Source organism: Bacillus velezensis (assembly GCF_001461825.1).
Taxonomy (GTDB): Bacteria; Bacillota; Bacilli; order Bacillales; family Bacillaceae; genus Bacillus; species Bacillus velezensis.
The window spans coordinates 202,790-228,933 of the sequence record NZ_LLZC01000004.1 but is presented as its reverse complement, the minus strand read 5'-3'; the positions used below and the strand labels follow the sequence as shown (position 1 = coordinate 228,933).

At 48.8% G+C, this 26,144-nt stretch carries 26 protein-coding genes; 19 read left to right on the top strand and 7 right to left on the bottom strand.

The window, feature by feature from the left end; genetic code table 11:
* Positions 1-7: 7 nt before the first annotated feature.
* The 3 genes from AR442_RS02800 to AR442_RS02790 all read right to left on the bottom strand — a co-directional run bounded on the left by AR442_RS02800 (position 8) and on the right by AR442_RS02790 (position 2,498).
* Entirely contained in the window at positions 8-712 is a 705-nt protein-coding gene (locus AR442_RS02800; RefSeq protein WP_003156375.1) for an amino acid ABC transporter permease, read from the bottom strand.
* Positions 699-1,496: a cystine ABC transporter substrate-binding lipoprotein TcyA gene (gene tcyA / locus AR442_RS02795; RefSeq protein ID WP_014416883.1), complete on the bottom strand. Its 798-nt coding sequence runs from the start codon at positions 1,494-1,496 to the stop codon at positions 699-701. Before tcyA ends, AR442_RS02800 begins: the two co-directional genes overlap by 14 nt.
* A 129-nt stretch (positions 1,497-1,625) precedes the next feature.
* The gene (locus tag AR442_RS02790) at positions 1,626-2,498 is read right to left on the bottom strand and encodes a transcriptional regulator BsdA (protein ID WP_003156371.1); all 873 of its coding nucleotides are present in this window, start codon (positions 2,496-2,498) and stop codon (positions 1,626-1,628) included.
* An 85-nt stretch (positions 2,499-2,583) separates the two neighbouring features.
* On the opposite strand from AR442_RS02790, the gene AR442_RS02785 reads away from it, so the two are divergent.
* From AR442_RS02785 to AR442_RS02770, 4 genes are read left to right on the top strand one after another with little or no spacing between them, the layout of a single operon-like run.
* Positions 2,584-3,204 (top strand): non-oxidative hydroxyarylic acid decarboxylases subunit B, encoded by a 621-nt coding sequence (locus tag AR442_RS02785; RefSeq protein WP_031304492.1) that lies wholly within the window; start codon positions 2,584-2,586, stop codon positions 3,202-3,204.
* A gap of 2 nt (positions 3,205-3,206) precedes the next feature.
* Entirely contained in the window at positions 3,207-4,628 is a 1,422-nt protein-coding gene (bsdC, locus tag AR442_RS02780) for a phenolic acid decarboxylase BsdC (protein ID WP_022552576.1), read from the top strand.
* A gap of 17 nt (positions 4,629-4,645) precedes the next feature.
* Complete coding sequence (locus AR442_RS02775; RefSeq protein WP_022552577.1) at positions 4,646-4,873, top strand: non-oxidative hydroxyarylic acid decarboxylases subunit D; 228 nt, start codon at positions 4,646-4,648, stop codon at positions 4,871-4,873.
* On the top strand, positions 4,873-5,334 hold the full coding sequence (locus AR442_RS02770; RefSeq protein ID WP_053285471.1) for a hypothetical protein: 462 nt from the start codon (positions 4,873-4,875) through the stop codon (positions 5,332-5,334). The genes AR442_RS02775 and AR442_RS02770 overlap by 1 nt, the downstream gene beginning before the upstream one ends.
* 42 nt (positions 5,335-5,376) lie before the next feature.
* Here AR442_RS02770 and AR442_RS02765 read toward each other — a convergent pair whose 3' ends face one another.
* Positions 5,377-6,855: a peptide MFS transporter gene (locus AR442_RS02765; protein WP_012116786.1), complete on the bottom strand. Its 1,479-nt coding sequence runs from the start codon at positions 6,853-6,855 to the stop codon at positions 5,377-5,379.
* Between the two features lie 278 nt (positions 6,856-7,133).
* On the opposite strand from AR442_RS02765, the gene AR442_RS02760 reads away from it, so the two are divergent.
* Positions 7,134-8,879 carry a right-handed parallel beta-helix repeat-containing protein gene (locus AR442_RS02760; RefSeq protein WP_079891269.1) on the top strand — a complete coding sequence of 582 codons (1,746 nt, stop codon included), beginning with the start codon at positions 7,134-7,136 and terminating at the stop codon, positions 8,877-8,879.
* 92 nt (positions 8,880-8,971) lie between these two features.
* Here AR442_RS02760 and AR442_RS02755 read toward each other — a convergent pair whose 3' ends face one another.
* On the bottom strand, positions 8,972-9,193 hold the full coding sequence (locus AR442_RS02755; protein WP_014720711.1) for a YczF family membrane protein: 222 nt from the start codon (positions 9,191-9,193) through the stop codon (positions 8,972-8,974).
* A 121-nt stretch (positions 9,194-9,314) separates the two neighbouring features.
* On the opposite strand from AR442_RS02755, the gene gerKA reads away from it, so the two are divergent.
* The 10 genes from gerKA (at position 9,315) to AR442_RS02705 (ending at position 20,102) form a co-directional block, all read left to right on the top strand.
* Entirely contained in the window at positions 9,315-10,955 is a 1,641-nt protein-coding gene (gerKA, locus tag AR442_RS02750) for a spore germination protein GerKA (RefSeq protein ID WP_053285473.1), read from the top strand.
* Positions 10,942-12,168: a Ger(x)C family spore germination protein gene (locus AR442_RS02745; protein ID WP_021495126.1), complete on the top strand. Its 1,227-nt coding sequence runs from the start codon at positions 10,942-10,944 to the stop codon at positions 12,166-12,168. The genes gerKA and AR442_RS02745 overlap by 14 nt, the downstream gene beginning before the upstream one ends.
* 24 nt (positions 12,169-12,192) lie before the next feature.
* Positions 12,193-13,311, top strand: a complete 1,119-nt coding sequence (locus AR442_RS02740) for an endospore germination permease GerKB (protein ID WP_053285474.1) — start codon at positions 12,193-12,195, stop codon at positions 13,309-13,311.
* Between the two features lie 168 nt (positions 13,312-13,479).
* Positions 13,480-14,805: an LLM class flavin-dependent oxidoreductase gene (locus AR442_RS02735; protein ID WP_025650003.1), complete on the top strand. Its 1,326-nt coding sequence runs from the start codon at positions 13,480-13,482 to the stop codon at positions 14,803-14,805.
* 13 nt (positions 14,806-14,818) lie between these two features.
* A complete protein-coding gene (locus AR442_RS02730; RefSeq protein ID WP_003156352.1) occupies positions 14,819-15,310 on the top strand; it encodes a GNAT family N-acetyltransferase in 492 nt (163 codons plus the stop codon).
* 28 nt (positions 15,311-15,338) lie between these two features.
* Positions 15,339-16,130 (top strand): amino acid ABC transporter substrate-binding protein, encoded by a 792-nt coding sequence (locus AR442_RS02725; RefSeq protein WP_014416894.1) that lies wholly within the window; start codon positions 15,339-15,341, stop codon positions 16,128-16,130.
* 22 nt (positions 16,131-16,152) lie between these two features.
* Positions 16,153-16,827: an amino acid ABC transporter permease gene (locus tag AR442_RS02720; RefSeq protein WP_007410261.1), complete on the top strand. Its 675-nt coding sequence runs from the start codon at positions 16,153-16,155 to the stop codon at positions 16,825-16,827.
* Positions 16,828-16,840: 13 nt separating this feature from the next.
* Positions 16,841-17,590 (top strand): amino acid ABC transporter ATP-binding protein, encoded by a 750-nt coding sequence (locus AR442_RS02715; protein ID WP_003156349.1) that lies wholly within the window; start codon positions 16,841-16,843, stop codon positions 17,588-17,590.
* A gap of 17 nt (positions 17,591-17,607) precedes the next feature.
* Entirely contained in the window at positions 17,608-18,759 is a 1,152-nt protein-coding gene (locus AR442_RS02710; protein WP_053285475.1) for a M20 peptidase aminoacylase family protein, read from the top strand.
* Positions 18,756-20,102, top strand: coding sequence for an MmgE/PrpD family protein (locus tag AR442_RS02705; protein ID WP_053285476.1), 1,347 nt, complete (start codon positions 18,756-18,758; stop codon positions 20,100-20,102). The genes AR442_RS02710 and AR442_RS02705 overlap by 4 nt, the downstream gene beginning before the upstream one ends.
* A gap of 103 nt (positions 20,103-20,205) precedes the next feature.
* Here the strand turns inward: AR442_RS02705 and AR442_RS02700 are convergent, their stop codons facing one another.
* Both AR442_RS02700 and AR442_RS02695 read right to left on the bottom strand, forming a co-directional pair.
* Positions 20,206-20,889, bottom strand: a complete 684-nt coding sequence (locus tag AR442_RS02700; RefSeq protein WP_022552585.1) for an ABC transporter ATP-binding protein — start codon at positions 20,887-20,889, stop codon at positions 20,206-20,208.
* Positions 20,890-20,903: 14 nt separating this feature from the next.
* Positions 20,904-22,337, bottom strand: coding sequence for an ABC transporter permease (locus AR442_RS02695; protein WP_053285477.1), 1,434 nt, complete (start codon positions 22,335-22,337; stop codon positions 20,904-20,906).
* A gap of 212 nt (positions 22,338-22,549) precedes the next feature.
* Here AR442_RS02695 and yclJ point away from each other — a divergent pair, with 212 nt between their 5' ends.
* From yclJ to phrC, 4 genes are all read left to right on the top strand, one after another.
* Positions 22,550-23,233, top strand: a complete 684-nt coding sequence (yclJ, locus tag AR442_RS02690; protein ID WP_014416901.1) for a two-component system response regulator YclJ — start codon at positions 22,550-22,552, stop codon at positions 23,231-23,233.
* Positions 23,220-24,647, top strand: coding sequence for a two-component system sensor histidine kinase YclK (gene yclK / locus AR442_RS02685; protein ID WP_100261600.1), 1,428 nt, complete (start codon positions 23,220-23,222; stop codon positions 24,645-24,647). The genes yclJ and yclK overlap by 14 nt, the downstream gene beginning before the upstream one ends.
* Before the next feature lie 158 nt (positions 24,648-24,805).
* Positions 24,806-25,954, top strand: coding sequence for a Rap family tetratricopeptide repeat protein (locus AR442_RS02680; RefSeq protein ID WP_014304340.1), 1,149 nt, complete (start codon positions 24,806-24,808; stop codon positions 25,952-25,954).
* The gene (gene phrC, locus AR442_RS02675) at positions 25,938-26,057 is read left to right on the top strand and encodes a phosphatase RapC inhibitor PhrC (protein ID WP_003156334.1); all 120 of its coding nucleotides are present in this window, start codon (positions 25,938-25,940) and stop codon (positions 26,055-26,057) included. Before AR442_RS02680 ends, phrC begins: the two co-directional genes overlap by 17 nt.
* Positions 26,058-26,144: the final 87 nt, after the last annotated feature.

Below are 26,144 nucleotides of genomic sequence, written 5' to 3'. Positions count from 1 at the left end.
AACCTCCTTATTTGGCCACATAACGGTCGAGACGCCGTTCGATCACATGCTGTACGATTGACAGCAAGAAGCAGATGATCCAATAAATAAAGGCGGCTTCAATATAGATGACCAAGATTTGATCAAGGTTTTGCGCGCCGATTTCCTGCGCTTTTCTGAACAGCTCCGCGACGAGAATCTGTGACGCGAGAGATGTATCCTTGATCAGGCTGATAAATGTATTTGATAAAGGCGGAATGGACACGCGAAACGCCTGCGGCAGGATCACGCGGAACAATGTCTTGCGATAGGTCATGCCGATCGTATAACCGGCTTCCCATTGCCCTTTCGGCACGGATGAAATAGATGCCCGGATGATTTCAGAAGCGTAGGCGCCCACGTTTAATGAAAACGCGATGACTGCGCTTGGGAAAGGGTCCAGCGTAATATTAAATGTCGGGAACAGATAAAAAATGATGAACAATTGAACGAGAAGAGGAGTGCCGCGCACCGCTGATACGTATACGCTGAACACCCATCTCAATGGTTTCATATTTGACATTCTGGCGAGCGCCGTAATCAGCGCGATGATCATTCCGAAAATAAAGGAAAGAATGGTAAGGGGGATCGAGTAATAGATTCCCCCGGAAAGAATCGGCCAGAATGACTGCTGCACCAAATCCCATGGAATGGCTGTTGCAATCACGGGTTCCGGCATGTTACTTAGAAACATCTTCGCCGAACCATTTTTTCGCTATTTTAGAAAGAGTCCCGTCCTCTTTCATTTCTTTTAACGCTTTGTTGACGTGAGTCACAAGTTCGCCGCTTCCTTTTCGGAATGCGAAATACGTCTGCTGCGGCTGGCCTGCTTCAAACGCGATTTTCACGTTTTTATTGCCGGACGTTTTTAAGTAGTTCAGTACGGCAAGCTTATCGTTGTAAGTCAGATCAGCGCGGCCCTGCTGAATGAGCTGAAGGGATTGAGCCATGCCTTCAACGCCTTCAATTTTCGCGCCGGCTTCTTTCGCTAATTTATTGTAATTGCTTGTTAATGACTGAGCCGCTGTTTTTCCTTTGACATCAGCCTCTTTCGCAATCGTGCTGTCTTTTTTCGTCACGACGACTGCATTTGACGTTGTGTATTTATCAGAAAAATCATATTGGTTTTCACGGCCTGTTTTGCCGACTTGGTTGGCGACGACGTCAAACCGTTTCGCGTTTAATCCGGCAAACATGCTGTCCCATTGCGTTTCTTTGAAGTCAGCTTTCAGACCGAGGCGTTTCGCGACTTCTTGAATCACTTCAACATCATATCCGGTCAGTTTGTCACTCTTTTTATCATGGAAGGTAAACGGTTCGTACGTTCCTTCTGTGCCGACGGTCAGTACGCCTTTTTTCTTGACAGAAGCCCAAAGATCGCCGTCTTTTGACTTAGATCCGCTGTCCTGTGAGTTTCCGCAGGCTGCAAGCACCGCGATGCTGACCATCATGAACAAAGCGAATAATGCTTTTTTCATCTTCTTTATTCCCCACTTTTCTGAGTAGTTTTATTGAGAAAAAATAGCTCCCAATTGTAAAGGATAACTTTTTTTTAGTATGAGTCAAGTAATTGGTTTTCATAAGCGGGAATTCTTCGTGTTCTGAGATCAAAATAATTCCAAAAACTGTCTGACAGGCTTCGGCAGGTAGCTGTCTTTCCTCCAGATGACGGCCGGTGTCATGACAAACGGGTTGTCTTCGATGATAACCGTTTTGACATGCGAGCGCATATGGACGGGAATCATCGTCAAAGGCAGAATCGTGGCGCCGAACCCTGACGATACGAGGCTCAAAAGCGTCGCGGAGTCATGACATTCACAGACAACCTGAAGGTCGAGACCGTACTGTTCACAAACTTGGAGGACTTGGTCATACACACCTCTTCCATTGACGGTACGCAAAAGGATCAGAGGCAAAGAGGCGATGTCATTCAGTTTAATCGTTTCACCGCACAGTCGTTTTGAATGCTCGGACAGCACCAATACACACGGAATGTCTTCAAGCTCCTTCGATTCAATGCCGTCGTTTTTAATCAAGGTGGTGGTCACGGCGGCGTCAATCTGCCGGGTTTCCAGAAGCTCAAGCAGTGAGACGGGTTCATCTTCCCAAATGTTAAAGGTGAGATGCGGAAACCGCTCTTTCATCTGTGACACTTTCTCAAGCATGAGCGCTGCGCAGTAAATGGTTGACCCGACGGCAAGTGTCCCGGCCACCTCCTCCTTCAGCTCTTGTACCTCGATAATGGCATCCTCAAACTTATGAAGAATCTCTTTCGCTCTTTTCAAAAAGACATTTCCTTCATATGTAAGGGTCATTTGTTTCTTTTTATTGCGGTCAAACAGAATGACGCCCAATTCTTCTTCGAGCTGTTTCAGCTGTCTGCTTAAAGGCGGCTGTGCCATATGAAGCTTTTTGGCGGCCGTCGTGATTTTCTGCTCTTGGGCAATGGTGATGAAATAACGCAATTGCCGGATATCCATGAGAACGCGCTCCTTTCTTTTATACCTTTAAGGTATGATACATAGATTTAACGAATATTTTTCATATGGATATATCAGGAGTATGATGGTTTTGACACCATATTTCAAGCGTAAAGGAGGGGTCAATATGAAGCTCGTCATCGGAATGACCGGGGCAACGGGAGCCATATTCGGGATCAGGCTTTTAGAATATTTAAAAGCCGCGGAGATCGAAACCCATCTTGTCGTGTCTCCTTGGGCAAATGTCACCATTACACATGAAACCGATTATACGTTAAAAGATGTCGAGAAACTCGCATCCTATACGTATTCTCACAAAGACCAGGCGGCGGCGATTTCAAGCGGTTCGTTTGAAACGGACGGGATGATCATCGCTCCGTGCAGCATGAAATCACTGGCAAGCATCCGCACCGGAATGGCTGACAATCTGCTGACAAGGGCGGCTGACGTCATCCTGAAGGAGCGGAAAAAACTTGTGCTGCTGACTAGAGAAACGCCGCTCAGCCAAATCCATTTAGAAAATATGCTAGCGCTTACAAAAATGGGTTCCGTCATTCTTCCGCCGATGCCGGCATTTTATAACAAGCCGGCTGACATGGATGAATTGATAGATCATATTGTGTTCCGGACGCTCGATCAGTTCGGCATCCGTCTGCCGGAAGCGAAACGGTGGTACGGAATTGAAAAACAAAAAGGAGGAATCTGATAATGGCCTATCAGGATTTTAGGGAATTTCTCGCCGCTCTTGAAAAAGAAGGGCAGCTCTTAACAGTCAACGAAGAGGTAAAACCGGAGCCGGATCTGGGTGCCGCCGCGCGTGCAGCCAGCAATCTCGGGGATAAAACCCCTGCGCTTTTGTTTAACAATATTTACGGACATCACCATGCGCAGGTGGCTCTGAATGTCATCGGCTCGTGGCCGAATCACGCGATGATGCTCGGCATGCCGAAAGATACGCCTGTAAAAGAACAATTCTTTGAGTTTGCCAAACGGTACGATGCATTTCCGGTGCCGGTCAAACGGGAAGAAACCGCGCCGTTTCATGAAAATGAAATAATGGAAGATATCAATCTATTCGACATCCTTCCGCTATTCAGAATCAACCAGGGGGACGGCGGCTATTACTTGGATAAAGCGTGTGTCATTTCCCGCGATCTTGAAGATCCGGACAATTTCGGCAAGCAGAATGTCGGCATTTACAGAATGCAGGTAAAGGGAAAAGACCGCCTCGGCATTCAGCCCGTGCCTCAGCATGATATTGCGATTCATCTTCGCCAAGCTGAAGAACGCGGCGTGAATCTTCCCGTTACGATCGCGCTCGGCTGTGAGCCGGTGATTACGACAGCTGCATCAACTCCGCTGTTATACGATCAATCCGAGTATGAAATGGCCGGCGCGATTCAAGGGGAGCCCTACAGAATCGTCAAATCTAAATTGTCTGATTTAGACATCCCTTGGGGCGCTGAAGTCGTTCTGGAAGGAGAGATCCTTGCGGGAGAACGGGAATACGAAGGACCTTTCGGTGAGTTCACGGGCCATTATTCAGGCGGCCGCAGCATGCCGGTGATCAAAATCAAACGGGTATATCATAGAAACAATCCGATTTTTGAACATTTATACTTAGGCATGCCGTGGACGGAGTGCGATTATATGATCGGCATTAATACGTGCGTGCCGCTTTACCAGCAGCTCAAGGAAGCTTATCCGAACGAAATTGTCGCCGTGAACGCGATGTATACGCACGGGCTGATCGCCATTATTTCCACGAAAACGCGCTACGGCGGCTTTGCCAAGGCGGTCGGCATGCGCGCTCTGACCACGCCGCACGGACTCGGCTACTGCAAAATGGTCATTGTCGTGGATGAGGATGTCGATCCGTTTAACCTGCCGCAAGTCATGTGGGCGCTCTCAACGAAAATGCATCCGAAACACGATGCAGTCATCATTCCTGACCTGTCCGTCCTTCCGCTTGACCCGGGGTCTGATCCGGCAGGGATGACACACAAAATGATTCTTGACGCCACAACGCCTGTCGCGCCGGAAACAAGAGGCCATTATTCTCAGCCGCTTGATTCTCCGCTGACAACGAAAGAGTGGGAACAAAAACTGATGGACTTAATGAATCAATAAGAAAGGATGAGGTTGCAATGAAAACATGCCCGCGCTGTGAATCGAAAAAAGGAGAAACTATCAGCCAATCGCCGGTCAAAGGCGCTTGGGAAATATACCAATGCCAAACCTGCTTTTTCACATGGAGATCCTGTGAACCGGAAAGCATCACGAATCCGGCGGCATTCAACCCGGCATTTAAAATTGATCCGAAAGAAACGGAGACGGCCACGCATGTTCCCGCTGTTCCGGAAAGAAAAGCGTAATGCTGACGGAGCAGCTGCCGGAGGCGCTTTACACGCTTTTAGACGGAACGGAGCTTGAAAAAAAGCAGCACGACGCATTTGTGCTCCAATCCGTGACAAAAGAAGGCCGTCCGCACGCGGCCATGATCAGCGCCGGTGAAATCGTGGCCGTGAGCAGAACAAATCTCCGGCTCGCCTTATGGAAAAACACGACGACCGTAAGCAGCCTGCTGCATTCGGGACAAGCGCTTTTCATCGCCTGGCACGGAGGAGCCGCATATTACGTCACATTGGAATGTGAGGCGCTTCCGCCGCTGAAAGAGGCGAAACACGAGCGGGAACGGTTCAGCTGCCGCGTGATCACCGTCAAGGAAGATCGGGCGAAATACGCGGATCTGATATCCGGACCGGCCATCCAGCTCCACGAACCGGAAGATGTCTTGAAGAGATGGAGAGAAACACTTGAGGAGTTAAAACGATAGACGCATAAAAAAAGCCTGCGGACGATTCCGCAGGCTTTTCTTTTATTGTACGCCTTTCATCGCCCGTTTAATGACGGGAGACAGAAGAATCAAAATAATACCGAGAATGATCGAAACAAGACCGATTGAGCCGAAGTAGGCCGCTTCAGAAATCTTATCAAACAAACCGACTACTTTTGCGTTCAGGGCTTGACCGCAGGCGTTTGTTAAAAACCACATGCTCATCGTCTGCGCTGAGAAAGCGGCAGGCGCAAGTTTTGTTGTGACGGATAAACCGACCGGTGAAAGGCAAAGCTCACCAAGCACAACCAAAAGGAAGCTGAGCACAAGCCAAAGCGGGCTCACAAGCTCGCCGCTTCCGCCCATAACCGGAAGCACCATGACTAAAAATGATAATCCGGCAAGGATAATGCCGATCGCGAATTTAATCGGTGTTGAAGGCTGGCGTTTGCCGAGCTTCATCCAGATCCAGGCGAACACCGGCGCGAAAATAACGATGAATAACGGGTTCAGAGACTGGAACCATGAAGACTCAAGATGCATGCCCGCAAAGGAAAGTCTCGTGCGCTGATCCGCATATAAAGCAAGAATCGTCGCGCCCTGCTCCTGAATCGCCCAGAACATTGCCGCTGCAACAAACAGCGGAACATAAGCCGCAAGCCGTGATTTTTCCGTTTTCGTCGCTTTTTTGCTTGTGAACATCACGATAAAGTAAATAACCGGAATGACAATGCCGAGGATACTGACGGTGTCAATCACACGCTGGATCGTCAGCCAGCCGGTTTGGATCAGAACGATAATAACGGCTGCTGCGATGACCACTCCGATTCCCGTGCCGATCACTGATGATTTAGAAATCGGATTCGGTACATTGGAGCCTGCTTTGCCGAGGTATTTCTTTCTCGTAAGAGCGAAAACAATCAGTCCGAGGAACATACCGGCCGCGGCGCATCCGAAGCCTAAGTGGTAGTTGTACTTCTGTCCGAGTGTTCCGACAATTAGCGGCGCAAGCAATCCGCCGAGGTTGATGCCCATGTAAAAGATGCTGAAACCTGAGTCGCGGCGCTCGTCTTCCTTCGTATATAAATCTCCGACAACGCTGGATACGTTTGGTTTAAGCAGGCCGGTTCCGATAATGATCAGAGCCATGCTGGTAAAAAACGCCGCCGTGCTGCCAGGGAAGGCAAGAGCGATGTGCCCGAACATAATTAAAATTCCGCCGTAAAATACGGTGTTTGCCGTGCCGAATACCCGGTCGGCCAGCCATCCGCCGATGACGCTCGACATGTATACGAGAGACCCGTATATGGACATGATGGCAACTGCGGTCGTTTTATCAAAGCCGAGACCGCCATGAGCGACTTCCGTGTATAAATAGTAAAGCAATATGGCTCTCATACCATAGTAGGAGAAACGCTCCCAAAATTCGGTGAAAAACAGTGTGAACAAGCCGCGGGGATGACCGAAAAAGCCTCGTTGCGGCACAGTTTCTGTTATAGAGTCCTTATCAATAGATGCCACCTGAGCCAACCCTTTCTTAAAAAAGTGTATTACAAAAATCATATTCTTATATAATACTTGTGTCAATATAATTTATACTGAATTCAAAAAATTCCAGAATGAAAAGATATTAAAACGTTGAATATAGACGAATCTTCCTAATTCCAATGACTTATTTTGTTATATTATCTGACGAAACTATCTTTATAAACTTTTTTAATAAAATTTAAAGTATGTACAGGCGGAGCGGGATATGGCGGAATAAGATGACAATAAGAGAGGAAGGAGGAGATTATCACTTGCCGAATCGTATATTGGATATAACGGATTGCGGTGTGGCGGCAGACGGAAAAACCGACGTGACGGGCGCCATCAATCAATGCTTGGCCAGGGCCGTAAGCGAAGGCTGTCATACGGTGTTTTTTCCGCCCGGAACGTATAAAATCAACGGCACGCTTGGCGGGGACAGCAGCCAGCCGTTTCGGAACGCCGGGATTAACGTGCCGAGCCATCTCACCATCGTTTTAGATCCGGAATGCACGATTAAAGTGGCGCCGAACAGCTCCTGGGGCTATTCGGCTTTCTATATAGGCAGGCGTGAAAATGTCACCATCACCGGCGGCCGGATCATCGGCGAACGGGATGAACACACGTATACCAATGTCCCTTTGCGATCGACCCATGAATGGGGGTTTGGAATCTGTATTGAAGGCAGCAGCAATGTGCTGATCGAAAATGTGAAGATTTCGGATTTTACGGGAGACGGCATAATTGTCAGCCCGCTCGGGTTAAAAACAAACAGTGATTACGAAACTTCAGAACAGGTGACCATCCGCCGCTGTGAGATCAGGCAGTCAAGGCGGAACAACATTTCAATCACCGGCTGCCATACCGTTACGGTGGAAGAATGCGTGATTGAAGACGCCGGGCAAGGGAACGGAACGGCTCCGAAATTCGGAATCGATATTGAATCGTACGGAGAAGGCGATATTGATTATGAAGAAGCTCTTCATATTACGGTCCGCAACAACTTCTTTTCCGGAAACGCCGCAAGCTCAGTCACCAACTTTAACGGATATAATGTGTTAATTGAAGGAAATCATTCCGATAACACAATCAGCTACGGGTATGGGGCACATACCGTCATTTCGGGGAATGTTTTCTTTCGGTCAGACGGCGGCTCAAGGACCGCAGTCGCCGGACAAGGTGTGTCACAAGGACAGGACAGCAGCAATGCCGTCATTTCCAACAATCTGATTACCGGTTTTTCCACCGGAATAGATGTAAGGGGAAAAAGCGTCCTCGTCACCCATAACAAAATCAATCAATTTGAAAATACGGGCATTTCCGTCTATCAGGCAGAAGATGTGACCGTTGACGGCAATGTCATTGAAAACGGACGTTCCGAAACGAGACGAAGCACGGGGATGCGGGCGACGCTGTCGGAAAACGCCGTCTTTATGAATAACACTCTGAATCAGGTGACAGACGGAATCAGCATGTCGGCCGGCAATATCACCGTAAAACAAAATGTGCTGACATCGTTCAGCCGGGGCATATGGGTCACAGGCGGAAATGCCGTTATTGAAGGAAATACGCTGATTCCGAATGCGTATCAGGGCGCCGCGGAGTCCTATGCCGTATCTGTGACAAATGATGCCAGGGCTGTCATCAAGGGAAATCTCTTCAAAAGCTACAAAAACTATCCCGTGTTCAGTTCAACATCCTCGGGAACCTCTGTCATCAGCAACCGCTTTGAATCATCACCGCTTATCGTTACCGTGTATCTGAACTCAGGCACGCATGAAGTCATAGACAATACGCTCACGATCAATCGAACGGCGGGCAGCCCGATCGGCATCTATCTGAACGGAGCCTCCAATTCCCTCGTGTCGGGCAATACCATCAACAACCTTTCCGCCGCTTCTGCTTCCGCCATCCAAACCAATTCCTCCGTAAGTACTAAAATCATCGGCAACCGCATTATCAAAGGCGTCATTGTGAAACACACGACAGATACGGAAAGCGGAAATATCCTCATCTGAAAACAATCTGCGCCGGAAACATAAAAAGAACACATGAACTCCGAAAGAAGGAGGGATGTGTTCTTTTTTGACACAATACAGCCGTGCGCCTGTCAGGCATCTTTTTTACCTGATTTATATAAAACGATCATTTCTCTGATTAAAAAGAGGGCGAATAAAAACAGCATCAGCCATTCTGAGAAGGTGGTCAATTTAAAAGCGGACAGGTTGTTTTGGACCGCTCCATAGAAACTGAAACCTTGCAGCATATCCATCGTCACTGAAATGATCAGACAGGCAGCAAGCAAAAAAAATGAAACCCCCAATATTTTCATGCGCATCACTCTCCCTTTTTATCCTTTTCGATTACGCAGAACTTATACAGACTTTCCGCCGTGCATAATCTTTTGCCGTACAGGAAGAATATGAAAAAAACGAGGAAAGGTTTTTTGCGATATGCCGCCATTTTTTAAGCAGAAGAAACAAAAAAAAGCCGATCAAAACGACCGTGACAATGAAGGCAGAAAAGAAGCGGACAGCCAGCCGGACAAAGAGCGGGATGAGCCGATCTCCCTCAGCTTAAAGCAAAATATGAAGAAACTGTCTGAGAGGTTCGGCAACAGTGCCGATGTCGTCATCCGCCGGCTGAAAATCGGAAAAGAAGAGCTTCCGGCCGCAATTGTGTATATCGCCGGTTTGGTAGACGAACAGCTTGTCAGCCAATCCCTTCTGGAGGATTTAATCGACATCCCGTCCGTTCAGCCGGAACAAGCGGTCTGCCTGATATACGATAAAACGCTTGCGATCGGCAGGGTGAAAGAGGAAGAAAAATGGAAAAGTCTTTATGCCGGGCTGGTGGCGGGCAGCACGCTCATTTTTGTCGACGGGGCTGACAAGGCGCTGATCGCCAGCACGGAAGGGGGAGAGCACCGGTCCATTCAAGAGCCGAGCACCCAGGTCTCTTTCCGCGGCCCGCGGCAGGGATTCACTGAATCTCTGCAAACCAATATTTCCATGATCCGCAGGTATGTAAAAACGCCTGATGTATGGGTTGAAAAAATGGAGATCGGACACGAAACGAATACGGATGTCGCGCTGATGTATATTAACGGAATTTGTGATAAAAAGCTGATTAAGGAAGTCCGCAAGCGGCTGAAGCACATTGACATCGACAGCATTCTGGAATCCGGCTACATTGAACAGCTCATTGAAGACGCGCCGTTTTCTGTGTTTCCCACCGTATATCATACAGAGCGGCCGGACGTTGTGGCGGGGAATCTGCTGGAAGGACGATTTGCGATTGTCGTGGACGGAACGCCGTTCGTTCTTCTCGCGCCGGCATTATTTATTCAATTTTTTCAATCCGTTGAGGATTATTATTCACGATTTGATATCGCCACTAGCATCAGGGTGCTGCGGGTTTTGATCTTCTTCATTTCACTGGTGGCGCCGGGGATTTATGTGGCGGCGACGACCTTTCACCAGGAAATGATTCCGACCCAGCTGCTGATTGTCATCGCGGCCCAGCGGGAGACCGTGCCGTTCCCGGCCGTGATTGAAGCGCTGACGATGGAAGTGGCCTTTGAGATTCTCAGGGAGGCGGGTGTCCGGCTTCCGAGAGTTGTCGGCTCCGCTGTTTCCATCGTCGGAGCGCTTGTCATCGGCCAGGCCGCCGTGCAGGCCGGCATCGTCTCCCCGGCCATGGTTATCGTCGTCGCGCTGACGGCGATTGCGAGCTTTGCGACCCCGGCTTTTGACATGGCGATATCTGCGCGGCTGATCCGGTTTCTCTTTATTCTGTCGGCGGCGGTTATGGGATTTTACGGGCTGATTCTGGGCATTATCATGATGTTTGTCCATCTGTGCGGCCTGCGTTCATTCGGATTTCCGTATATGTCCCCGCTCGCTCCTTTAACCCCGGGCGGGCTGAAAGATTCCCTCCTCCGCGCTCCGTTATGGGCGGATGAAAAAAGGCCGGGACTGCTCGTGCAGGAAAACAACAGGCGCCAAGGGGAACATCAAAGACCGAAACCGGAGACATCCAGAGGAATGGTTAATAAAGATCTAGAAGAGGGCGACGGTAATGAAAAGACGTAAATGGATGCTTATCCTTTGTACGATGGTTTCCCTTATGTTTGTATCCGGATGCTGGGATAAAAGGGAGCTGACCGATTTGGCGGTGATCTCCGCCATCGGTATTGACCGGACCGAAACGGGAAAATATGTCCTTCATTTTCAAATTATCAATCCGGGAAATGTGGCCGGCGGTCTGCAGGGCGGCGGAGCGGGAGACCGGCCTCCGGTTTCCGTCTATTCGGTGTCCGGAGACAATATGACGGAAGCTTTGAGAAAAGGCTCGATGAAAGTGTCCAGAAGGCTCTATTTTGCGCATACGAATCTCGTGGTGTTCAGTGAAAAACTGGCGAAAGAGGAAGGGCTCAGTTTTATTCTGGACAATCTTGACCGCGACACCGAATTCAGGACGACTGCAACCGTTGTGATCGCGCATAATTGCAAGGCTGAAGACATTATTAAAGTGCTGACGCCGATTGATAAAATCCCTTCCAATAAAGTGAACAAGACGCTCAGCTTCACGCAGGAACAATACGGCAGAGTCATTAAAACCAGCCTTCAGGACGTTCTGATTGATCTCGCTTCTCCGACCGGGTCGCCGTTTATTCCTGGTTATGAAATGCACGGAGACGATAAAGCCGGTCCTACGATGGAAAATACGCAGACGACTGAACCGAAAGCAGTGCTGTCAGCGGACGGACTGGCGGTGTTCAAAAAGGATGGGAGGCTGGATTACTGGATTGAGGATGACGACAGTGTGGGGGCTGTATGGCTGCTCAATAGGATCAAGCATACGTTCATCAATGCGGATTGGAAGAACGTGAAGCATGCAATCAGTCTGCAGGTCACCCGCCAGAATACAAAGGTGACGGCCACTTTTCCGAACGGAAAACCGTATATTCACGTGCATGCTCAGGTCGAGGGGCTGGTGGACGCTGTCAGATACCCTTTCCATCTGTCTGATCCGCAAGTGCTGATGACGATGCAAAAGGCGCTCAGCGTGCAGCTTGAGAAAGATATCACCAAATCGATTGAAGATATAAAAGCCCATAAGAATGACTTCGTCGGCTTCGGAGACCTGATCTATCGGAAGCATCCGGACAAATGGAAAAAGTTCAAAGGGAAGTGGGATGAAGAATATTTCCCCAATCTCCCCGTAGATGTCAAAACGGAAGTCATTATCAGAAGAACGGGCTTGCGGAATAATCCTCTCTCAGACAAGCTTGAGCATGATTGATTTGAGGAGAAAGGAGCGAAGCGTATGGAAAATGCGAAAATCGGCACGCGTCAGCTGTTTATTATGATCATTTTGTTTGAATTGGGCAGTTCGTTATTGATCCCGCCGGGCACGATGGCCGGGCGGGATGCGTGGCTGTCCGTGCTTCTCGGGTGCGTTATCGGTCTCGGGCTTTTCTACGTTTATCAGGCGCTGTATCAATTTTTTCCTGAGTCTTCTCCGAGAGATTACATGAACGAACTGATCGGCAGACATCTGAGCTGGGCGGTCTCCCTTCTTTATATTCTCTATTTTGCTTATATCGCGGCCCGCGTATTGCGGGATTTTGGCGAAATGCTTGTCACCTTCGCCTACCAGGACACGCCGCTTTTAATTGTGAATGCCATGCTGATGATCGCCGCGATATTTGCGGTCAGAAAGGGAATTGAAGTGATAGCGAGAGCCGGCGAGCTGCTGTTTGGCATTATGTATTTCCTGACAGCCGTCGGGCTGATCCTCATTATCAGCTCAGGCACGATAAACCTCAGATTTCTCCAGCCCGTTTTAGCGGAGGGTGCAGGAACGGTCATTTATTCCGTGTTTAAACAGACGATGTTCATCCCGTTCGGTGAATTAATCGTGTTTGTCATGATTTTCCCTTATTTAAAAGATCGGAAAAAGGTGAAGAAAACCGGATTTCTGGCGATTATCATCAGCGGCCTGATTTTGGCAATGTCAGTGGCGATTAATATTTGTGTGCTGGACGTCAACTTAATGCTCCGCTCTCAATTTCCGCTGCTGAGCACCATACAGACAATTAAAGTGGAAGAGTTTTTAGACCGGCTGGATGTCTTTTTCATGCTCGTGCTCGTCATCGGCGGTTTTTTCAAAGTCAGCCTTTTTACATATGCGGTTGTCGTGGGCGTGTCCACGCTGTTTAAAGAAAAAAATCCGTCCCAGCTGGTCTTCCCGGTCGGATTGGGGGTGCTGATTCTCTCCATCAGCATCGCAAGCAATTTTTCGGAACACATGAATGAAGGCTTAAACATTGTGCCGATCTATATTCATCTTCCATTTCAAGTGCTGTTCCCCGTTTTGCTGCTTATCATTGCCGTTATTAAGAAAAAGGTCAAAGGGACCGTCTATACAGTTTCGAAGAAATAACCCGGCCGGTGCGCCGGGTTTTTTTAAATATCATGATTTTTGTCTTAATGCATTGACAAACTTGCCTGACAATTGTACATTTTGATTTATTCTTATAAAATTACTAGGAAATATAGGTTTAGTGGTGTTAATATTTTCCGAACCGTATTTCAGAATAGAAGGAGATCCATCATGACAAAGAAAAAAGAAATCAAACTCGGTGTGTTTCTCGCGGGCACCGGCCATCATGTCGCTTCTTGGAGACATCCTCAGGCACCGGCGGACGCGAGCATGAATTTGGATTATTTCAAAGAACTGGCGAAAACGGCTGAGCGGGGGAAATTGGACATGCTGTTTTTGGCGGACAGTTTATCAATAGACGGCAAATCACATCCGAATGTGCTGACGCGCTTTGAGCCGTTTACGCTGCTGTCGGCGCTCGCTCAGGTCACATCCCGCATCGGTCTGACGGCGACCGCATCTACCACATACAGCGAACCGTTCCATATCGCGAGGCAATTTGCATCACTTGATCATCTTTCCAACGGCCGCGCGGGCTGGAATGTCGTCACATCTTCGATTGAATCGACCGCGCTTAATTTCAGCGGCGAAAAGCATCTTGAGCACCATCTCAGATATCAGCGCGCGGAAGAATTCGTTGAAGTCGTCAAAGGATTATGGGATTCGTGGGAGGAAGACGCCTTTATCCGTGACAAAGAATCAGGAGCATTTTTTGATAAAGACAAAATGCATGAATTGAACCATAAAGGAACATATTTCTCCGTGAGAGGGCCGTTAAATGTCGCCCGCACACCTCAAGGGCGCCCGGTCATTATTCAGGCCGGATCATCAGGAGACGGAAAAGCGCTGGCCGCCAAAACGGCGGAGGTCATTTTCACCGCGCAAAATCATTTGGAATCCGCGCAGGATTTCTATCAATCTATTAAAGAACAAGCGGCTTCTTTCGGCCGTGATCCTGAAAAAATCGCGATCATGCCGGGAATTTTTCCCGTTATCGCCGATACCGAAGAAGAAGCAAAGGCAAAATATGAAGAGCTCCAAGACCTCATCATTCCGTCTGTCGGCCTGAACATTCTGCAAAACTATCTGGGCGGCGTCGACCTTTCCGCCTTCCCGCTTGACGGCCCGCTGCCTGAATTGGATGCGGATGCGTCGAATGCCGTTAAAAGCCGGTTCAAGCTCGTTCAGGAGATGGCCAAACGCGATAACATGACCATCCGCGAACTTTACAAATATGTGGCGGGTTCAAGAGGCCATCATATCTTTGTCGGAACGCCGGAACAGCTTGCCGATAAGATGGAAGAATGGGTCGGAAAACAAGCTTGTGACGGTTTTAACATCATGCCGCCGCTTTTGCCTGAAGGTCTCACTCTTTTTGTAGACAAAGTGATTCCGATTTTACAAGAACGGGGCGTGTTCAGAAAAGAGTATGAAGGAACGACGCTCAGAGAACATTTCGGACTGGAAAAACCGGCAAACCGATATGCCGGCTAAAGGAGGGCTCATCATGTCAAGACAATACCGGCTCGCAACGGAGGCAGACGCTGATGAGCTGCTTTCACTGACACTGCGGGCGTATGAACCGATCCGCAAGCTCGGCATCAACTTTGCCGCTGCCACGGCGGATAAGGAGCTCGTTTTGAATAACATACAAAAAAACGCCTGTTACGTTTTGGAAGAAGACGGACGGATTCTGGCGACGATTTCTCTGCGGATGCCGTGGGGGCCGAATCCCGGGCCGTATGGTGTCCCTCATATTTGGTGGTTCGCCGTCGATCCTGAAACCGGAAAAAAAGGGACGGGCTCGGACATGCTGGAGTGGCTGGAGAATACAGTGCTCCGCGATACATTAAAAGCGCCTTTCGTGTCACTGGGCACAGCGGACAAGCATCCGTGGCTGATCGGCATGTACGAGCGGAAAGGCTACGTCCGTGCAGGCGAAAAGGATTTAGGAAAAGGGCACATCACCATTTATTTAAAAAAACAATTGCAGGATTAACATTTTAATAGGAAAAGGCGGGATTTCAATGAAGAAGAAAACATGGGCTTTGCTGCTGTCTGCCGCGCTTTTGGCGGTCTTATCAGCATGCGGAAACGGAAAAGAAAGCGAAGGCGGCGATAACGTACTGCATGTAGGCGCCACGGGACAAAGCTATCCGTTCGCATATAAAGAAAACGGCAAGCTGACCGGCTTTGACGTGGATGTCATGGAAGCCGTCGCGAAAAAAATCAACATGAAACTGGACTGGAAGCTGCTTGAATTCAGCGGTCTGATGGGAGAGCTCCAGACCGGCAAACTCGACACCATCTCTAACCAAGTCGCTGTCACGGACGAACGCAAGAAAACGTATAACTTCACAGAACCGTATTCGTATGCGGGCACTCAAATCGTCGTCAAAAACGATAACAAAGACATCAAATCAGTCAACGATCTGAAAGGAAAAACAGTGGCGGCCGTTCTGGGCTCAAACCACGCGAAAAACCTTGAGAGCAAGGACCCGGATAAAAAAATCAACATTAAAACATATGAAACACAAGAAGGTACGCTGAAAGACGTGGCTTACGGACGGGTTGACGCTTATGTAAACAGCCGCAGCGTCCTGATCGCCCAGATCAAAAAGACCGGTCTGCCTCTGAAATTAGCAGGAGACCCGATTGTCTATGAAAAAGTCGCTTTCCCGTTTGCGAAAGATGCGGCTCACGATAAAATCCGCAAAAAAGTAAACAAAGCCATTGAAGACCTGCGGAAAGACGGCACTCTGAAAAAGCTGTCTGAAAAGTACTTTAACGAAGATATCACAACGGAAGCAAAGCATTAAGAAACGGCGGTGAAAATCGAGAATGAACAGCATTGATTGGGGATTTATGTTTTCAGCTTTTCCCGCGTTAATCGAAGCCTTGCCGATCACATTACTAATGGCCGTCGCGGCCATGGTATTTGCCGTGATCGGCGGCCTTATATTAGCGCTTATCACAAAAAATCGTGTTCCTGTGCTTCACCAGCTGTCAAAGGTGTATATTTCATTTTTCCGGGGCGTGCCGACGCTCGTGCAGCTTTTCTTAATTTATTACGGCCTGCCTCAGCTGTTTCCCGGAATGAGCAAGATGACGGCGTTAACTGCGGCGATTATCGGGTTAAGCCTGAAGAATGCCGCCTACTTGGCCGAAATCTTCCGCGCGGCGCTCAACTCAGTCGATGAGGGGCAGCTTGAAGCCTGTCTGTCTGTCGGAATGACAAAATCCCAGGCGTACAGACGGATCATTTTCCCGCAAGCCGTCAGAAACGCGCTTCCCGCGACGGGAAATACATTTATCGGCCTGTTAAAAGAAACATCGCTCGCCTTTACATTAGGAGTGATGGAAATGTTCGCCCAAGGAAAAATGTACGCATCAGGCAACCTCAAATATTTTGAGACGTATTTAGCCGTCGCGGTCATGTACTGGATTCTTACGATTATTTACAGTGTGCTGCAGGATCTGCTCGAACGGGCGATCAGCAAGCCTTATCGCACATAGGAGGAGGCTCAGGATGATACAAGTCAGACATATTCGAAAAGCATTTAAAGACCTTACCGTACTTGACGGGATCGATCTTGAGATCAAAAGCGGCGAAGTCACGGCCATCATCGGCCCGTCAGGCTCGGGAAAATCAACGCTCCTCCGCTGTTTGAATCTGCTGGAGCGCCCGGATGACGGCATCATTGAAATCGGTGATGCAAAACTGAATGCAGCGTCCTATTCGCGCAAAGACGTTCATAAGCTTCGCCAGCAGACGGCGATGGTGTTTCAGAATTACAACCTGTTCAAAAACAAAACCGCCCTGCAAAATGTGACAGAGGCGCTGATCACCGCGCAAAAGAAACCGAAAAAAGAAGCGGAACAGATCGGTATGGATCTGCTGCGGCAAGTCGGTTTAGAACACAAAGCGGACAGCTACCCGATTACGATGTCAGGCGGGCAGCAGCAGCGGATCGGGATTGCGCGCGCCTTGGCTGTTGATCCTCACGCGATTTTACTGGATGAACCGACTTCGGCCCTTGACCCTGAGCTTGTAGCCGGGGTGCTCCAAGTCATCAAATCAATTGCCGAAAAACAGACAACCATGATCATTGTCACGCATGAGATGGCTTTTGCTCGTGAAGTGGCCGACAAGGTTATTTTTATGGCAGACGGACGCATCATCGAACAGGGAACGCCGGAAGAGCTGTTTGACAATCCGCAGAACGAACGGACGAAAAAATTCATTAAGCAAGTGGGAGAGCCCGCCGAACTTGTCTAAGAAGGGAAGAAGAAGAAATGGCAAATGAAACGTATGAATCATTAAACAAACGTTTAATCAATATCCGCCGCGACCTTCATGAACACCCTGAGCTGTCAGGCGAGGAATACGAAACGACGAATAAAATCCGCCGCTGGCTGGAGGAAGAAGGAATCACGGTTCTTGATGTGCCGAAACTTCAAACCGGAGTGATCGCTGAAATCAAAGGAGACAAAAGCGGCCCCGTCATCGCCGTCAGAGCGGACATCGACGCATTGCCGATCGAAGAGAAAACAAACCTTCCGTTTGCTTCGCGAAACAGCGGCGTGATGCACGCCTGCGGCCATGATTTCCATACGGCATCTATTCTCGGCACGGCTTTCTTATTAAATGAGAGAAAGCATGAGCTGAAAGGAACGGTGCGGTTTATTTTTCAGCCCGCAGAAGAAATCGCCGCCGGAGCAAGACAGGTCATTGAAGCCGGCGCGCTTGACGGTGTATCGGCGATATTCGGCATGCATAACAAACCTGACCTCCCCGTCGGCACGGTCGGACTGAAAGAAGGCCCGCTGATGGCGAGTGTCGACCGCTTTGAAATCACCGTTAAAGGAAAAGGCGGCCACGCCGGAATCCCTGATAACAGCATTGATCCGATTCAGGCGGCAGGGCAGATCATCGGCGGCCTGCAATCAGTTGTCAGCAGAAATATCAGCTCGCTTCACAATGCCGTCGTCAGCATCACAAGAGTTCAGGGCGGCAGCTCTTGGAATGTCATCCCGGACCATGTTGAAATGGAAGGCACTGTCCGGACGTTTCAAAAGGAAGCGCGTGACGCTGTTCCGAAACATATGAAGCGGGTTGCCGAAGGAATCGCGGCAGGGTTCGGGGCAGAAGCCGAATTCCGCTGGTATCCTTACCTTCCGTCAGTGATGAACGACGCCCGTTTCATTCAGGCGGCGGAACAAACGGCTGAAGATCTCGGGCTTCAAACCGTTCGGGCAGAACAGTCGCCCGGCGGCGAAGACTTCGCGTTATATCAAGAAAAAATCCCCGGCTTCTTCGTCTGGATGGGAACAAACGGAACAGAAGAATGGCACCATCCCGCCTTCACACTCGACGAAAAAGCGCTCCCGGCAGCGGCTGAGTTTTTCGCCCGGCTGACCGTCAACGTATTGGAGCAGACGGATTGAATACGGAAAATCTGACGGCCGGGCTTGCTCAGGCCGTCATGTCGTCTGTGCCGGAAACATCCGCTGAAGCGATGAAAGAAGCGCGCAAAGGACTGCTTGATTTTACAGCGGCAGCCTTTGCGGGGAGACGGGATAAAGGAGTTGAAAAGCTGGTAAAACTGGCCGAAGAAGAAGGCGGGGTGCCGATAGCGCCGCTTATCGGCAGAAATCAAAAAACCGCGCCGTCCCAATCCGCGCTCATTAACGGCTTCATCGCACATGCGCTTGATTTTGATGATGTTCATTCTGATGTAAGAGGACATCCGAGCGCAGTCATCCTTCCGGCTTTGATTGCAGCCGCATCAGCCGGCCGTATAGACAAAAGCCGTTTTCTCGGTGCTTATGTGACGGGAATCGAAGTGATGGCGCGGCTCGGTGAGTCAGCTGGAAGGCATCATTACGAGAAAGGCTGGCACAATACAGGAACGTTAGGTGCCATTGCGGCCGCATGCGCCGTCGGATTCGCGGAGAATCTGAATCAAACCCAATTGCAGAAAGCAATCGGGTTTGCGGCTGCCCGCTCCGGAGGCATGAGAGTGCAATTCGGGACAGAAATGAAGCCGCTCCACGCCGGACTGGCTGCTCAAGCCGGGTTGTTCGCCGTAACGCTTGCAAAGGCCGGTTTCGGCGGCTCAGTTCATGCGCTCGACGGGGAGAAAGGTTTTTTCGGACTGTACGGCGATCTTGAACGGGCAGAAACCCTGCTTGTAAACGGGTGGGGAAAACCTTGGCGGATCGTGAGCCCGGGACTTTGGTTTAAGGTTTATCCGTTTTGCTCGGCGGCTCATCATGCGGCGGACGCCATTCTCAAGCTGAAGGCCGAACATGGTCTCACTTTCGGCCAAACGGAACGGATCGACGTGATTTATCCGCCGGGCGGTGACGCCGCATTGACAGAACGGCGCCCGAAAACAGGCGAAGCGGGACGGTTCAGCGTGGAATATGTGATCACCTTAGCTTTGCACGATAAGGATTTTTCAGTTGAACATTTCACATCCGAGCCGATTCCGGAATCCTTTCAAAAAGGATTTGAGCGGATTCACCGCAGCTGCGATGACCAAATTCAGCCGGCTGAAAACGCCGTTCCGAAGGGCCGTTTTACAATTGTACGGGTTACGGCTTCCGGCGGTCATGTCTATGAAACACGTATCGACTGTCCGAAGGGAGCGCCGGGAAACGGCCTTTCTGAAAAAGACATTGAAGACAAACTCCGGCTCGCTTTGCCGGGGGAAGAGGAAAAGGCGGAAGAATTGATCAAAGCAGCCGGACAATCAAATATGGACCGTTATTTACAGCTGATATAAATAAAAAGAGCGGGGGGATGCAGCCCTCGCTCTTTTTACGTTCACTTCTATTGAATAGGGGGATATAGGGTGCGCCCCTGTCTGCGCTGGCAGGGGCGCGGTATCAGGAAACGGCCGTGCCGTTTTCTTTTACCGTGAAACCTCCTCTTGATAAGCGGATGTTGATATCCGAAACTTTGGCAATTTGTTCGTCGTGCGTAACCATGATGACGCATTTGCCGTCTTTATGCGCCAAGTCCTGAAAGAGCCGGACGATTTCCTTTGACGTATCCTCGTCGAGATTTCCCGTCGGCTCGTCCGCGCAAATCAAATCCGTGTCACAGCAGAAAGCCCGCGCAATTGAAACGCGCTGCTGCTGTCCGCCGCTTAATGTCAGCACCCGCTGACGGGCCTGCTGTTCGGTGAAGCCGACTTTTTTCAGCATGCTGAGCGCGAACGCATCTTTGTTGTTCTCCTTAGAGCCGGTGATCTCCATCGCCGTTGTGACATTCTGGAGCGCCGTCATATACGGGATCAGATGATAAGATTGAAAGACGATAGAGACATATTGATTTCTGAATTTGGTTAATCCGATTTTGGAGATGTCTTCTCCGTTATAAAGGATGCTTCCCTCTTTAGGTGTGTCAAGGCCGCCCGCCAGAGACAGAAACGTTGTTTTTCCCGTTCCGGAGGCGCCGACAATTGTATAAAACTTCCCTTTTTCAAAGCTGATCGTTATATCCTGAAACAGCGGCTGTGATTTGTCTTGGTACCAGTAGCCGGTCTGTTGAAAGGTTAATAGGCTCATTATGCTGCCTCCTCTTATTCCTGCTTGGTCAGGATCGTTTTAGGGTGAAGCCGCATGACTGATACAGACGGCAGTAATGTGGCAATGACGGCAATTGCGACGCCGATTCCGCCAAGAATCAGAAGGTCATTCAGCGAGACGTTTACCTGCATTGTACTGATGACATCCGCGCCGGATGAATGCTGACCGAACATGCCGCCTCCCCGCGGCATTTCTCCTCCGCCCCAGCCGCTTGTTTGCTGCGAATCATCGGCTGAGCTGACCTGCTGGGAAAGAAGCTGATTTCCGAGCTGATTCGCCACAAGGCTGCCCGTGACGGATGCGATCCCGATGGCGATAACCGCGACAACCAGAATTTCCGTTAAGAATTGTCCGATGAGCTTCCAGCGCTTTTCGCCGATCGCCATCAAGACACCCATTTCATACTTACGTTCCCTGATCGACATCATCACGATCAACCCAAGAATGACCGCGCCCGCGATGGATACAAGGTATACCACGTTTTTAGAAAATGACGCGACATTTTCAATCGGGCCGACCATTTGCTGATACACCTGATCATTTGTCGTCAGCGCGTAGGTTTTATCATCTATAGATGTTTTTTTCGCAGCCGCAACGAATGAGTCAATATATTTGGCATCATCCATATAATAAACGGCTGAGCTGATTTTGTTTTTGTTATCAAACCCTTTTAACGCCGCCGCGGCGGTGTAAGGCGTATAGATTTTATTGTCAGGATTTAAGAATGAAAAATGCTGTGCCTGATCGTCTCCTGATGATGTTGTTTTATAGATTCCCACAATTTTAAGCTTCGTTTTCACAGAATCATCCGCTGCTGAGGAAACGGTAATGGAGCCGCCGACCTTCAGCTTGTTTTGATCTGCCAGCGTTTCATTAATCACGGCGACTTTTGCGTCCGCATCTGTTTTTGTGATGGCGCGTCCGTCAGTGATTTTTGAGCTCCCGTCCGTGAAATCATCAAGCAATGCCGTAGAGAGCACGCCTTCGATCGAGATATCCGCTGAAATCATCTGTCTTCCGCCGCCTTGAAAACGGCCGGCGCCGGAACTGTTATCGGCTGATTCGCCTGAGCTTTTTATCGCATCAAAGCTTTCTGCATTTGCTGACGCTGTCGTGAGGAAGTTGTAATTTTTAACATGCTGTAAAGATGTAAGCTTCTTGGCATCTGAGACGGAAATCGGCGTTGATTCAAACGTCCTCTTTTCACCGTCTTTTTGCTGCTGCGCCATTTGCTTTTGGCGGTCAGCCTGGAGTGTGACGCTCCCGCCGAGCTGCTGCCTTGCCAGTTCGCTTGATTTCTTTGCCGCTGACTGGATCGCAAGACCGGACAGGACAAAAATGCAAATCACTGAAAACACAACCAGCTGCAAAAATGTTTTTCCCTTTTTTGCCTTCATGCTCCAAAAGGCTCTTTTTATAAAGTTCATGTCTGTTCCTCCGTATGGATGTCAGATCTTGTAAAACCGGCCTTCTTTAGCACCGGCCATCCGATATGTATATCGTAGGAGAAATGTATGAAAAAAATATGAACAAACTATTTCCGGGTGATGAAATAAAAACTAACATTTGTGAAACCCGAAAACATCCGGGTAAAATGGTGCTATTATAAGAAAAAGCGTCAAGATAAGCGGAGGAACAAATGAAGATATTAATGATAGAAGATAATATAAGCGTATGCACCATGACGGAAATGTTCTTTTTTAAAGAAGGATTTGAAGCCGAATTTGTCCATGACGGAGTGGAAGGCTATCAGCGGTTCACGGAAGAGGACTGGGATTTGGTCATTCTGGACATTATGCTCCCATCCATGGACGGAGTGACGATCTGCCGGAAAATAAGAGAGACGAGCAGTGTGCCGATTATTATGCTGACCGCAAAGGACACGGAGTCTGATCAGGTGATCGGGTTTGAAATGGGGGCCGACGACTATGTCACCAAGCCGTTCAGCCCGCTGACACTAGTAGCGCGGATTAAAGCGGTGATCAGAAGATACCGGGCGACGGGGCAGGCCGTAAAAAGCGACGACTTGATCGAAACGGCGTGTTTTTCAATCAATAAGAAGACGCGGGAAGTGTTTCTGCACGGAAAACCTGTCGAGAATCTGACGCCGAAGGAATTCGATCTGCTCTTTTATCTCGCACAAAACCCGCGCCAGGTTTTTTCGAGAGAGCAGCTGCTTGAGCAGGTGTGGGGCTATCAATTTTACGGCGATGAACGTACGGTTGATGTTCATATTAAACGGCTGCGCAAAAAACTGTCCAGTGACGAAAAACCGTTTTTATACACGGTGTGGGGGGTAGGATACAAATTTGATGAGGATTAAATACTTATATCAGCTGCTGTTAAGCCATGTCAGCATTTTGATTTTGGCCTTTTTCATCATCATTTCCCTGTTTTCGCACTTTGTGAAAGATTTTGCGTATCAAAATAAAGTGGATGAGCTGTCATCTTACGCCCAGCAGATCACAAGTGAGCTGAACGGCCGCGATCTTGATCTGCGCCGCCTGTATCCGTATCAGGACATGTTAAAAACGCGCGAGACCAGATTTATTATTTTTGATGAACATCAGCAGCCTTACTTTTTTCCTGACGATATGCCGCCGCGCGAGAAGCTGAAAAGTAAAGAGTGGCACATGCTGAAGCAAGGGAAAACCGTTCAGATCAGAGCGGAGATGAACCGTTTTAATACGGAAGGCTTAGAAGTATCCCTTGTCGCAAAGCCGCTTTTTATCAACGATCAATTTAAAGGAGCGGTGCTGCTCGTGTCTCCCGTCAGAGGGGTCGAGCAGATGATCAGCCAGGTCAACCGCTATATGATTTACGCGATCATCAGCACCCTTATCATCACGATTCTGCTGAGCTGGCTTTTATCTAAATTTCACGTCAAGCGGATTCAGACATTGCGGGATGCGACCGGAAAAGTGGCATCCGGTGATTACGATATTTCGCTCAAGAACAGCGGCGGCGATGAAATCGGCATGCTGGCTTCCGATTTCAACATCATGGCCAAAAATCTGAAGCAATCGAGAGAGCAGATTGACCGCCTCGAAAAACGGAGGCGCCAATTTATCGCCGATGTCTCCCATGAGCTGAGAACGCCTTTGACGACCATTAACGGACTTGTGGAGGGGCTTAACAGCAACACCATCCCGGAAAAAGATAAAGAGAAATGCTTCTCGCTGATCAGCGAAGAAACGAAGCGGATGCTCAGGCTCGTGAAAGAAAACCTGGATTATGAAAAAATCAGATCCCAGCAAATCAAACTGGACAAGCTCAGCCTGCCGCTCATCGAGGTGTTTGAAATTATTAAAGAGCATCTCAATCAGCAGGCGGAGGAAAAACAAAATCAGCTGCGTATTCAAGTGGAGGACGGCGTCAAAGTGTTCGCCGATTATGACAGGCTGATCCAGATTCTCGTCAACATCACGAAAAACAGCATACAATTTACGCAAAAGGGAGACATCACGCTGCGCGGGTATGAAGGCTATAAAGAAACGGTGATTGAAATCGAAGACACCGGGATCGGCATCTCCAAAGAGGAAATTGAGCATATATGGGAGCGGTTTTATAAGGCGGACGTGTCCCGGAGGAATACGGCATACGGCGAATACGGACTCGGCCTGTCCATCGTCAGGCAGCTCGTCGAAATGCACAAGGGTACGATAGATATTAACAGCGAAAAAGGAAAAGGCACGACCTTTACAATCCGCCTTCCGCTGAATACGAAAAATGAATAATCTTGAAACCGGCGGTCCCGTCTGGCCGCCGTCTGTTTTAACTCCACTCGGAAAATTGCGCTCTGCCGAAACAAAGTTTGCGTGTTTTTCGGGATGGAAAGAGACGGAAACGTGATAAAATAACTGGTAAACAGGTCTTGGATGGGGAGGGTGAAGGAATGAAGAGCGGGTTAATTCCTTCTTCAGCAGTCGGGCAGAAAATTAACGAGTGGTATCGATACATCAGAACATTCAGCGTGCCGGATGCGGAGATCTTGAAAGCCGAGATCAAACAAGAGCTTGACCGTATGGAGCCTGATTCGAACTTAGTGCTTTATTATTCCCTCATGGAATTTCGCCATCAGCTGATGCTGGACTACTTGGAGCCGCTGGAAAAACTGAAGATAGAAGACCAGCCGACCCTGTCGGAAATTCTTGATAACATTGATAACAGCCAGGCCGGCCTCAAAGGGCTTCTCGATTATTACGTCAACTTTTTCAAAGGCATGTTTGAATTTGATAAAAGAGAATTTATCTCAGCGATTACATATTATAAACAAGCTGAGAAAAAACTGGCCTTCGTATCGGACCACGTGGAACGGGCGGAGTTTTATTTTAAAGTGGCCGAAGCTTATTATCATATGAAACAAACGTATTTTTCTTTGATACATATAAAAAACGCTTATGAAATTTACGTAGAGCAGGACACATATAACGTCCGGATCATTCAATGCCATTTTGTATTCGGCGTCAATTTAATGGATGAAAGGCGCTTTGAACAGGCGGCCAAACATTTTCAGCACGCTCTGCAAATGGCCGAAAAAGAACAAAAAGCGCAGCTTGTCGGGAGGGCGCTGTATAACCTCGGACTGTGCTACTACAATCAGGACCGCATCGGTGAAGCGATTCCGTACTTTGAACGGGCGGTCGATACATTTGAATCACAAAGAATCGTCAATTCTCTTCCTCAAGCATATTTTCTAATCACACTCATTTACTTTAAACTCGGAAAAAAAGAAAAAGCGTCGGAATATCACAAGCGGGGATATGAATATGCTAAAGAAACAGACGATCCCGTTTACACGGTAAAATTCGAATGGCTGCAGGCTCTGTATCAGGCGAAACCGGATGAGGAAACAATCAGCGCGTGTTTCCGTTACCTGGAAGATAAAAATTTATACGCCGATATAGAGGATTTAGCACTAGAAGCAGCTAAATATTACTATGAACAAAATTGCTTTAAAATTTCTTCTGACTATTTTCTGAAAGTCGAAGAGGCAAGGAAACAAATACAAAGGAGTGAGGGTTTGTATGAAATTGAAATCTAAATGGTTTGTTATTTGTTTAGCAGCCGCCGCGATTTTTACAGTGACAGGTGCAGGCCAGACAGATCAGGCTGAATTCCATGTAGCTGAAAGAGGAATGACGTGAGAAGAAAATAACCTGAACAAAGGAAAAGACTGCCCCGAGAATGTTCCCGGCAGTCTTTTTTTTTGCGCGGCCGGACTCGGACAGCGG